General features: G+C 67.6%; 10 protein-coding genes. 7 read left to right on the forward strand and 3 right to left on the reverse strand.

The features are described from left to right. Positions 1 to 279: 279 nt before the first annotated feature. The 7 genes from iolE to AUL33_RS15245 all read left to right on the forward strand — a co-directional run bounded on the left by iolE (position 280) and on the right by AUL33_RS15245 (position 7,545). On the forward strand, positions 280 to 1,182 hold the full coding sequence (gene iolE, locus AUL33_RS15215; RefSeq protein ID WP_062209922.1) for a myo-inosose-2 dehydratase: 903 nt from the start codon (positions 280 to 282) through the stop codon (positions 1,180 to 1,182). A 286-nt stretch (positions 1,183 to 1,468) separates the two neighbouring features. Continuing rightward, positions 1,469 to 2,134: a FadR/GntR family transcriptional regulator gene (locus tag AUL33_RS15220; RefSeq protein ID WP_062209937.1), complete on the forward strand. Its 666-nt coding sequence runs from the start codon at positions 1,469 to 1,471 to the stop codon at positions 2,132 to 2,134. Continuing rightward, positions 2,131 to 3,297 carry a PLP-dependent transferase gene (locus AUL33_RS15225; RefSeq protein ID WP_062209925.1) on the forward strand — a complete coding sequence of 389 codons (1,167 nt, stop codon included), beginning with the start codon at positions 2,131 to 2,133 and terminating at the stop codon, positions 3,295 to 3,297. Before AUL33_RS15220 ends, AUL33_RS15225 begins: the two co-directional genes overlap by 4 nt. A gap of 36 nt (positions 3,298 to 3,333) precedes the next feature. Beyond that, positions 3,334 to 4,596 carry a sugar ABC transporter substrate-binding protein gene (locus tag AUL33_RS15230; protein WP_062209939.1) on the forward strand — a complete coding sequence of 421 codons (1,263 nt, stop codon included), beginning with the start codon at positions 3,334 to 3,336 and terminating at the stop codon, positions 4,594 to 4,596. Between the two features lie 134 nt (positions 4,597 to 4,730). After that, positions 4,731 to 5,615 (forward strand): carbohydrate ABC transporter permease, encoded by an 885-nt coding sequence (locus AUL33_RS15235; RefSeq protein ID WP_374754440.1) that lies wholly within the window; start codon positions 4,731 to 4,733, stop codon positions 5,613 to 5,615. A gap of 6 nt (positions 5,616 to 5,621) precedes the next feature. Then, a complete protein-coding gene (locus AUL33_RS15240) occupies positions 5,622 to 6,452 on the forward strand; it encodes a carbohydrate ABC transporter permease (protein ID WP_062209931.1) in 831 nt (276 codons plus the stop codon). A 13-nt stretch (positions 6,453 to 6,465) separates the two neighbouring features. Next, positions 6,466 to 7,545 carry an ABC transporter ATP-binding protein gene (locus AUL33_RS15245; RefSeq protein WP_062209933.1) on the forward strand — a complete coding sequence of 360 codons (1,080 nt, stop codon included), beginning with the start codon at positions 6,466 to 6,468 and terminating at the stop codon, positions 7,543 to 7,545. A gap of 325 nt (positions 7,546 to 7,870) precedes the next feature. Here AUL33_RS15245 and AUL33_RS15250 read toward each other — a convergent pair whose 3' ends face one another. From AUL33_RS15250 to AUL33_RS15260, 3 genes are all read right to left on the reverse strand, one after another. Further along, positions 7,871 to 8,641 carry an ABC transporter ATP-binding protein gene (locus AUL33_RS15250; protein ID WP_062209935.1) on the reverse strand — a complete coding sequence of 257 codons (771 nt, stop codon included), beginning with the start codon at positions 8,639 to 8,641 and terminating at the stop codon, positions 7,871 to 7,873. Next, positions 8,638 to 9,516: an ABC transporter ATP-binding protein gene (locus AUL33_RS15255; protein ID WP_374754439.1), complete on the reverse strand. Its 879-nt coding sequence runs from the start codon at positions 9,514 to 9,516 to the stop codon at positions 8,638 to 8,640. Before AUL33_RS15255 ends, AUL33_RS15250 begins: the two co-directional genes overlap by 4 nt. Next, positions 9,513 to 10,039 (reverse strand): ABC transporter permease (locus AUL33_RS15260; RefSeq protein ID WP_156419436.1); only part of this gene is annotated, 527 nt, incomplete at its 5' end. The genes AUL33_RS15260 and AUL33_RS15255, both read right to left, overlap by 4 nt.

The following is a 10,039-nucleotide window of genomic DNA, read 5'->3' on the forward strand; positions in this document are numbered from 1 at the left end:
GCCCCGAGGTGCGCCGGGCGCGCGCGGGCTACGAGACCGCCCGCCGCGACCAGCGGCTCGACTGAGCATCGTGCGTGATATGGGATGCGGTGATGCCGGTGGGATTTCGGTTCGAGGTCGAGGCGTTCGACAAGGTCGTAGTGGCGCTACGACCGTAGGCGAAGGCCGAAGGCATCGGGCCGAAAGAACCCGGCAGAATGCGTCGCATGTCGCGCACGATGCTCAAAGGCCCGCTTCCCCTTCCCTTCCGATCCGCTGCCCCGACGAAAGCCCGACCCGATGATCCGCTACGGAACCAACCCGATCGCCTGGACGAACGACGACGACTGGTCGATCGGCGGTCACCTGACCCTCGACGACTGCCTGTCCGACTGCCGGCGCATCGGCTTCGACGGCATCGAGAAGGGCCACCTGATGCCCTCCGAGCCGGAGGCGTTGCGCGCCAAGCTCGCCGAATACGGCCTCGTCTTCGTCTCCGGCTGGCACTCGACCAACCTTCTCGTCAACGACATCGAGACAGAGCAACAGGCGATCCAGCCCCATCTCGACCTTCTCAAGCACAACGGCTCGACGGTCTGCATCGTCTGCGAATGCTCCAACACGGTGCATGGCGACGACACCAAGGCGGTGCTGCGCGACCGGCCGGTGCTGGCGCCCGAGGCCTTCGCGGCGTTCGGCGCCAAGCTGGAGGCGCTCGCCGCCTTCTGCGCGGGCCAGGGCATCGATCTCGTCTACCACCATCACATGGGCACGATCGTGCAGACCGGCGAAGAGATCGACCTGCTGATGGCCCATACGGGACCGGCGACGAAGCTGCTCCTCGACACCGGCCATGCCTGGTTCGGCGGCTCCGACCCGGCCGAGGTGGCGCGCCGCTACATGGACCGCGTGCGTCATATCCACTGCAAGAACGTGCGGCCCGCGATCGCGGCCGAGGTGAAGGCGGAGACCCTCTCCTTTCTCGAAGGCGTCCGGCGCGGCGTCTTCACCGTGCCGGGCGATCAGGAGGGTGCGGTCGACTTCGAGCCGGTGCTGCGGATCGCCGCCGAGCACGGCTACGACGGCTGGCTGGTGATCGAGGCCGAGCAGGATTCGGCGGTGCGCGATCCCTTCGAATACCAGTCCCTCGGCCATCGCTCGCTGAAGGGTTTTGCGAAGGCTGCGGGTCTCGATCCCCGCTGACGCCACCCCCGGCGGTTTGCCGCGCCAGGCAGCAGGAGAGCTGCCGGGCGCTGTCCCCCATGCACGCCGCTAACGATCGTGCGCCCTCGATCGATTGTTTCAGACGCTCTGCGTTTTCCTCCTGCCGACCTGACCGAAGAGCAGGGTGACCTGCCGCACTGCACAATATCGCGCCATGCCCAAGGATTGACGACTTGTAACGAAGCTGCGAGATGTCAGACCAATTATCGAGGCAGGGGACGCGTGATTGTTGGACGGATTGGACAGGCTGCCGCCGGTGGACCGCATGCGCGACGTGCTCGTCGCGCTCGGTGCCTTCGTCGGCCGGTCCGACCTGAAGCCCGGCGATCGTCTGCCGGCCGAACGCGAGATGATGCAGGCGCTCGCCGTCGGCCGCTCGACGATCCGCGAGGCGATCCGCCAGCTCCAGGCGCTCGGCATGGTCGAGACGCGCAAGGGCAGCGGCTCCTATCTCCTGCGCCCGATCTCCTCCTCAACCGTGCACATGCCGCTCTCCTTCGACACAGGTCTGCTGCGTGACCGGCTGCTGCAGACGCTCGACGTGCGGCGCGGGCTGGAAGTGGAGGCGAGCATGCTCGCCGCGCGCCGCGCCAAGCCGGGCGACATCGAGCGCATGCGCGTCAAGCTCGACCGGATGGAGGCCGTGCATCACGCTGAGGGCACGGCGGGCGCCGCCGATCTCGACTTTCATCTCTCGATCTATGAGGCCACCGGCAACCCGCTCTTCGGCCAGCTTCTCGAGCAGATGCGCGGCGCCTTCGAGAGCTTCTTCGCCAAGCCTTTCGACCGGCCGGACTTCGCGGCCCGGTCCTTCCCCTTCCACCGCCAGCTCTTCGACGCCATCGCCGCAGGCGACGCCGAGGGCGCGCGGGAGAAGACGCTTTCCATCCTCGCCATCGTCGAGGAAGACATCAAGGACATGTCGACATGACCGCCCTCACCGCGGCCGAGCGCCAGTCGCTCGCCCTCGCCCATGACGAGCGCAACCCCTACGAGGCGGTGGTGCCGCCGATCGTGCAGACCTCGCTCTTCACCTTCGGGTCGTACAGCGAGATGGAAGAAACGTATAAGGGCCTGAAGACCCGCCCGACCTACACGCGCGGCCTCAACCCCACCGTTCGCATCTTCGAGGACAAGCTCGCGGCGCTGGAAGGCGCCGAGGACGCGATGGGCTTTGCCAGCGGCATGGCGGCCATCTCCTCGACCGTGCTGGCCTTCGTCGAACCGGGCGACCGGATCGTCGCGGTGCGCCACGTCTACCCCGACGCCTACCGCCTGTTCGAAACGCTGCTGCGGCGGATGCGGATCGAGGTCGAGTATGTCGACGGCCACGACGAGGACGCCGTCGCCAAAGCCCTGCCGGGCGCCAAGCTCTTCTACATGGAGAGCCCGACGAGCTGGATCATGGACGCGCACGATGTCGGCGCGCTCGCCGCATTGGCCAAGGCCGAGGGCGTCCTCACCGTCATCGACAATTCCTGGGCGACGCCGATCTTCCAGAACCCGATCGCGCTCGGCGTCGATCTCGTCATCCATTCGGCCTCGAAATATCTCGGCGGCCACTCCGACGTCGTGGCGGGCGTCGTGGCGGGCTCGAAGGCCCATATCCGCGAGATCCGCGCGCAGACCTATCCCTATCTCGGGGCTAAGCTCTCGCCCTTCGATGCCTGGCTGCTCATCCGCGGTCTCCGCACCCTGCCGCTGCGCATGAAGGCGCACGAGGCCGACGCGCTCGATGTCGCGCACTGGCTTCAGGCGCAGGACGCGGTGGACTCGGTGCAGCATCCCGGCCTTCTCAACGCCCTGCCGGCCGGGCTCACCGGCACGTCCGGGCTGTTCTCCTTCACCTTCAAGGACGGGGTCGACGTGCCCCGCTTCGCCGACACGCTGGCGCTGTTCCAGCTCGGCGTTTCCTGGGGTGGCCATGAGAGCCTCTGCGTGCCCGGACAGGTCGTGCTGTCGCAGAACCAGGGCCCCAATTCCGGCCATGCCTTCGGCATCCATCCGCGCTCCATCCGCCTGCATGTCGGCCTCGAAGGCGCGAACGCCCTGAAGGCCGATCTCGAAACCGCCATCCAAGCGGCCATCGCCTGAACGTTTCCATCCCCTGACATGAGGTCACCCGGCATGATGAAATCTCTGATCACCGCATCGCTCGCCACCCTGCTCCTGTCGGGCACGGCGATGGCGCAGACGACCCTGAAGCTGACCGAGGTGATCACCTCGCCGGCGCGCACCGAGACGCTGAAGGAGATCGTCGCCAAGTTCGAAGCCGCCAATCCCGGCGTCACCGTCGAGATCACCTCGCTGCCCTGGGGCGAAGCCTTCGAGAAGTTCGCCACGATGGTCTCGGCCGGCGAGACGCCGGACGTGATGGAGATGCCCGACACCTGGGTGGCGCTCTATGCCAAGAACGGCGCGCTCGAGAGCCTGGAGCCCTATCTCGCCAAGTGGCAGGGCGCGAGCGATCTCAACGAGCGGGCGCTCGAGTTCGGCCGCCAGGTCGACGGCAAGACCGCCTACATGCTGCCCTACGGTTTCTATCTCGGCGCCATGTTCTACAACAAGAAGCTGTTCGCCGAAGCCGGCGTCGCCGGTCCGCCGACGACGATCGAGGAATTCATGGAGGCCTCCAAGAAGGTCTCGGCGCTGCCCGGCAAGTACGGCTACTGCCTGCGCGGCGCGCGCGGCGGCCTGAACGACTGGACCGTCTTCGCCAATGCCGTGTCGGGCGACAACGCCTTCTTCACCGCCGACGGCACCTCGACCTTCGCGACGCCCGAGAAGATCGCCGGCCTCAAGTTCTTCATCGACTATTACAAGAACGGCCTCGCCCCGAAGGACTCGATCTCCTGGGGCTTCAACGAGACGGTGGCGGGCTTCTATTCCGGCACCTGCGCCATGCTCAACCAGGACCCGGACGCGCTCATCGCCATCGACGAGCGCATGAAGCCCGAGGATTACGGCGTCGTGCCGCTACCCAAGGGCTCGTCCGGCAAGGCCTATCCGGTGATCGGCTATGCCGGCTGGTCGATGTTCGCGGCCTCCGAGCACAAGGACATGTCCTGGAAGCTGATCGAGGCGCTGGAAGGCACCGAGGGCAACGTCGCCTGGAACAAGCGCACCGGCGCGTTGCCGGCACTCAAATCGGCCGAGAAGGACCCGTTCTACGCCACCGACAAGTTCAAGGGCTGGTTCGACGAGCTGAAGGACGCCAACACCGTCCCGACCCCGCTGCCGAGCTATCTCGAGGAGTTCGCCTTCTTCAAGGACAGCCTCGTGCCGACCTCCTCGCAGCGCGCGCTGCTCGGCGAGATCACGGCCGAGGAGATGGGCAAGGAATGGGCGGACTACCTGACCGCGGCGCAGCAGAAGTTCCTCGCCGCGCAGTGACACCCAAGTCCCGCGATGCGGCGGCTCGTCCGCCGCATCGCCCCTCCCGGACCGCCGGGGCTCTCGACGGGAAGAACGCCGTGACCACGACCGCCGCCACCCTCGCCTCGCCGCCGCGCGACCGGCGTTCGCCGATGCAGCGGCTCGCCCGCAACGCCGAGCCCTATCTCTATTCGGCGCCGGCGCTGATCCTCATCCTCGCCGTCATGCTCGTGCCGCTGGCGATCGGCGTCTCCTACGCCTTCCGCGACATGCGCCTGCTCAATCCGTTCAGCGGCGGCTTCGTCGGTCTCAAGCACTTCCAGGCGCTGATGTCGGATCGCAACTTCGCGACCGCCCTCAAGAACACCGTGTTCTGGACGGCGTCCTCGGTCTTCCTGCAGTTCACGCTGGGGCTGATCCTGGCGCTTCTCCTCAACCGCCCGTTTCCCGGCCGCGGCATCGCGCAGGCGCTCGTCTTCCTGCCCTGGGCCGTGCCGACCTTCCTCTCGGGGCTCAACTGGGCCTGGATGTTCAATCCGGTGGTGGGGCCGATCCCGCACTGGCTCTTCGCGCTCGGCCTGATGGACGCGCCCACCAACATCCTCGCCGATCCCGACACTGCGATGTGGGGGCCGATCGTCGCCAACGTCTGGTGGGGGATTCCCTTCTTCGCCATCACCATGCTGGCCGCGCTGCAATCCATCCCCAAGGATCTTTACGAGGCCGCCTCGATCGACGGTGCCAACGGGGTGCAGCAGTTCTGGTCGATCACCCTGCCCTTCCTGGCGCCGACCATGGCGATCACCGTGCTGCTGCGCACGGTCTGGGTGGCCAATTTCGCCGATCTCATCGTGGTGATGACGGGCGGGGGCCCGGCCGACCGCACGCAGATCGTGGCGAGCTACATCTTCACCACCGCCTTCCGGAAGCTCGACTTCGGCTACGCCTCGGCGATCTCGCTCGTTCTTCTGGCGCTGCTCCTTCTCTATTCGCTCGCACTCGTCAGCCTGCGCCAGATGCTCCTGCGAAAGGGCTGACCCGCCATGCGCCATCGCCTCGTCTCCACCATCGCGCACCGCGCCGCGATCCTCGCCTTCATCGTCTTCGCGCTGTTTCCGCTGTTCTGGCTGCTCAAGGTGTCGCTGACGCCGAACGACCTGATGTATTCCGAGGGGGTGCGGATGTGGCCCTCGCGGATCAGCTTCGAGCATTTCGCCTTCGTCCTGAAGGCCTCGAACTTCCCGCTCTTCTTCAAGAACAGCCTGATCGTCTCGCTCTCCACCGCCGCGATCGTCACCGTCATTGCGGCTTTCGGCGGCTATGCGTTCTCGCGCTTCCAGTTCCGCGGCAAGCTGTGGATCGTCGGGCTGCTGCTCGTGACGCAGATGTTCCCGCTGGTGATGCTGATCGCGCCGATCTTCAAGATGCTGGCGCCGCTCGGCCTCACCAACTCGCTGACCGGCCTCGTGATCGTCTACACCGCCTTCAACGTGCCCTTCGCGATCTTCCTCATGCAGTCCTTCTTCGACGGCATTCCGAAGGACCTGGAAGAGGCCGCGATGATCGACGGCGCCAGCCGCTTCACCGCCTTCCGCCAGATCATCGTGCCGCTGACGCTGCCGGGCATGGCCGCGACGCTCGGCTTCGTCTTCACCGCCGCGTGGAGCGAGCTTCTCTTCGCGCTGATGCTGATCTCGAAGGTCGACGCCTCGACCTTCCCGGTCGGGCTCCTCTCCTTCGTCTCCAAGTTCGGCGTCGATTTCGGGCAGATGATGGCCGCCGGCGTCCTCGCGCTCATCCCCGCCGTCCTCTTCTTCCTCCTGATCCAGCGCTTCCTCGTGCAGGGCCTCACGGCCGGCGCGGTGAAGGGCTGAGGGATCCCATCTCATGGCCACTATCGACATCCGCGCCGTGGGCAAGAGCTACGGCCCGATCACCGTCCTCCAGTCCGTCGACCTGCAGATCCGCTCCGGCGAGTTCGTGGTGCTCGTCGGGCCGTCGGGCTGCGGCAAGTCCACCCTCCTGCGGATGATCGCGGGGCTCGAGGAGGTGACCGACGGCGAGATCGCCATCGCCGGGGTGCGCGTCAACGAGATGGCGCCGAAGGATCGGAACCTCGCCATGGTGTTCCAGTCCTACGCGCTCTATCCGCACATGAGCGTCGCCGCCAACATGAGCTACGCGCTGAAGCTGCGAAAGACCGCCAAGGAGACGATCGCCGCCGCCGTCTCGGGCGCTGCCGCGACGCTCGGCCTGACCGCGCTCATGGAGCGCCGACCGAAGGCGCTGTCGGGCGGCCAGCGACAGCGCGTCGCCATGGGCCGCGCCATCGTACGCAATCCCCAGGCCTTTCTCTTCGACGAGCCGCTGTCCAACCTCGATGCGCGCCTTCGCGAGCAGATGCGTGCCGAGATCAAGAAGCTGCATGCCCGGCTCGGCGCCACCTCGATCTACGTGACGCACGACCAGATCGAGGCGATGACGCTGGCCGACCGGATCGTGGCGATGGAGGGCGGCGCGATCCAGCAGATCGGCACGCCGCTCGATCTCTACGAGCGCCCGGTCAACCGCTTCGTCGCCGGCTTCATCGGCTCGCCCGCGATGAACTTCTTCACCGGTCGGATCCATCGGACCGGCGACGACGCCTGGTTGGATCTCGGCGAAAAGCGCCGCATCCCGCTGCCCGGCGGCGTGGCGGCGGCGCCCGACACGGACCTGACGATCGGCATCCGCCCCGAGCACGTGCTGATCGGCGAGGCGGCGCGCGGGTCGGGCGTCGAATGCCCGGTGGAACTCGTCGAGCCGACCGGCGTCGGCACGATCATTCATGCCGATCTCGGCGGCGTCTCGATGAAGGCGTTCGTGGCGGGGCTCAGCTCGATCAAGGCGGGCGAGACGGTGCCGCTGGCGCTGCCGGCCCACCGGCTGCATCTCTTCGAGCCAGTAAGGGGCGCGCGCCTCAACTGATGCGGGGGGCGGGCATGGCCCGCCCTGAGAACCGGACCGGACCCGCCGCGAAGCCTCGCGCGGCGGGCCGGCGGAGCCCGGCTCAGGGGAAGAAGAGCTTCACCCCGACGGTGGCGACCGCGGCCAACATGGCCAGCGCGGTGAGGTTGACGAAGACGGAGACGGCGGTCTCGACACGCACGGAAGGAGCTCCCTGTTGGAATGACGCCCCTTTCTAGCAACGCCTCGTTTCCGCCATGTTTCAACGGGGCGACAGCACGCGCCGCCCCCATCAAAACATCGCATCAGGCTTAACGGTCGATCGCGGTCCGATGCTGGCAATCCGTCAGCGGGCGCCCGGCCGCACGAAACCCTCGCTGGCGGTCATCAGGTCGCGCGCGTAGGCCGACCGCACGTCGCGCAGGGCCAGACGCCCCTCCTCCAGTTCCTCCACCGCCTCGCCCGCGCGCATCACCAGCAGGCGGTCGCACATGTGATCGACCACCGCGAGATCGTGGCTGACGAAGAGATAGGTCAGCTGGCGCTCGCGCCGCAGCCGCGCCAGAAGGTTCAGCACCTCGGCCTGGATCGAGGCGTCGAGCGCCGAGGTCGGCTCGTCGAGAAGGAGGATCGCGGGCTCGAGGATGAGCGCGCGGGCAATCGCGATGCGCTGGCGCTGGCCGCCCGAAAGCTGGTGCGGCAGGCGGAAGCGGAAGGCGGGATCGAGCCCGACATCGGTGAGCGCCTTCAGGATGCGCGCGTCGCGGTCCTTGAGCCCATGGATCGCCAGGGGCTCGGCGAGGATGCGGTCGATCGTGTGGCGCGGATGGAGCGAGCCGTAGGGATCCTGGAACACCATCTGGACGCGGGCCGCGAACGCCTTGTCGCGCGGTCCTTCCAGTCGCACGCCGTCGATCAGCACCTCGCCCGATGAGATCGGGGCGAGGCCGCAGATGGCGCGCAGGATGGTGGACTTGCCCGATCCCGATTCGCCGACCAGCCCGAACGAGGCGCCGGGCGCGACCGTGAAGGAGACGCCCTTCACCGCCTCGACCCGGCCCCGGCCCTCGCCGAGGACGACGCCGAGATCGCGGACTTCGATGCGCGGGACGCTCATGCCTCTGCCCATTCCGGCTTGCGGTCGAGGACGGACAGCGGCGCATGACCGCCGCCGATGCGCGGCAGGCAGGCGAGCAGCCCTTGCGTGTAGGGGTGCCTAGCCTGGGCGAGGTTCACGGCTTCGATCTCCTCGACGATGCGGCCCTTGTACATGACGAGAACCCGGTCGCAGAAGGTCGAGACGAGGCGCAGGTCGTGGCTGATGAAGAGCAGGCCCATGCCGCGCCCGCGCACGAGATCGTCGAGGATCCGCAGGATCTCGAGCTGCACGGTGACGTCGAGCGCCGACGTCGGCTCGTCGGCGATGAGAAGCTCGGGCTCGGGGATCAGCATCATCGCGATCATCACGCGCTGGCCCATGCCGCCCGACAGCTCGTGCGGATAGGCGCGCAGCACCCGCTCGGGATCGCGGATCTGCACGTCCTCCAGCATCGCAACCATGCGGCGCCTGGCCTCCGCCGAGGAGATGCGGCCGTGCGCGCGCAGCGCCTCGCCGAGCTGGCGATCGATGCGCATCACCGGGTTGAGCGAATATTTCGGGTCCTGCATCACCATCGCGATGCGCCGGCCGCGCACGGCGCGCATCTCGCGCTCCGACAGGCCCGTCAGATCGGTGCCGCGAAAGGCCAGCCGGTCGGCGGCGACATGACCGGGCGGGCGCACGAGTCGCAGGATCGCGCGGCCCGTCATCGACTTGCCGGACCCGGACTCGCCGACGATCGCCACCCGCTCGCGTCCCACGGTGAAGGAGACGCCGCGCACGGCCTCGACCAGCCCGCGCCGCGTGTCGAAACCGACGCGAAGGTTCTGGACGTCGAGCAGCGTCTCGTCGGCACTCATGGCTTCGCGCGTCGTCTCCTTGCCCGCGCTCATCGCTTCGCGCTTCGGGGATCGAGGATGTCGCGCAGCGCGTCGCCCAGAAGGTTGAAGCCGAGGCTGACGAGGAGGATGGCGATGCCGGGAATGGTGGCGACCCACCAGTGGGTGAGGAGATACTGCCGGCCCGAGGAGATCATCGCGCCCCATTCGGCGAGCGGTGGCTGGGCGCCGAGCCCGAGGAAGCCGAGACCCGCGGCCGTCAGGATGATGCCGGCCATGTCGAGCGTTATGCGAACGATCACCGAGGAGAGGCACATCGGCATGATGTGGCCGATGATGATGCGCGGCGTGCCCGCCCCCTGCAGGCGCGCGGCGGCGATGTAGTCGGAACGCCGCACCGTCAGGGTCTCGGCGCGCGCGACGCGGGCATAGGGCGGCCAGGCCGTCAGCGCGATGGCGAGGATGGCGTTCTCGATCCCCGGCCCGAGCGCCGCGACGAAGGCGAGCGCCAGGATGAGGCGGGGAAAGGCGAGGAAGATGTCGGTGACGCGCATCAGAACCCGGTCGGTCCAGCCGC

It is taken from the genome of Aureimonas sp. AU12 (assembly GCF_001463705.1).
Classification (GTDB): domain Bacteria; phylum Pseudomonadota; class Alphaproteobacteria; order Rhizobiales; family Rhizobiaceae; genus Aureimonas.

Bases quoted from the DNA above. Each gene is read 5' to 3' on its own strand.
- AUL33_RS15255 (WP_374754439.1), bottom strand. From the start codon at position 9,516: ATGAGCGCGGGCAAGGAGACGACGCGCGAAGCCATGAGTGCCGACGAG.
- iolE (WP_062209922.1), top strand. From the start codon at position 280: ATGATCCGCTACGGAACCAACCCGATCGCCTGGACGAACGACGACGAC.
- AUL33_RS15240 (WP_062209931.1), top strand. From the start codon at position 5,622: ATGCGCCATCGCCTCGTCTCCACCATCGCGCACCGCGCCGCGATCCTC.
- AUL33_RS15245 (WP_062209933.1), top strand. From the start codon at position 6,466: ATGGCCACTATCGACATCCGCGCCGTGGGCAAGAGCTACGGCCCGATC.
- AUL33_RS15230 (WP_062209939.1), top strand. From the start codon at position 3,334: ATGAAATCTCTGATCACCGCATCGCTCGCCACCCTGCTCCTGTCGGGC.
- AUL33_RS15225 (WP_062209925.1), top strand. From the start codon at position 2,131: ATGACCGCCCTCACCGCGGCCGAGCGCCAGTCGCTCGCCCTCGCCCAT.
- AUL33_RS15235 (WP_374754440.1), top strand. From the start codon at position 4,731: ATGCAGCGGCTCGCCCGCAACGCCGAGCCCTATCTCTATTCGGCGCCG.
- AUL33_RS15250 (WP_062209935.1), bottom strand. From the start codon at position 8,641: ATGAGCGTCCCGCGCATCGAAGTCCGCGATCTCGGCGTCGTCCTCGGC.
- AUL33_RS15220 (WP_062209937.1), top strand. From the start codon at position 1,469: ATGCGCGACGTGCTCGTCGCGCTCGGTGCCTTCGTCGGCCGGTCCGAC.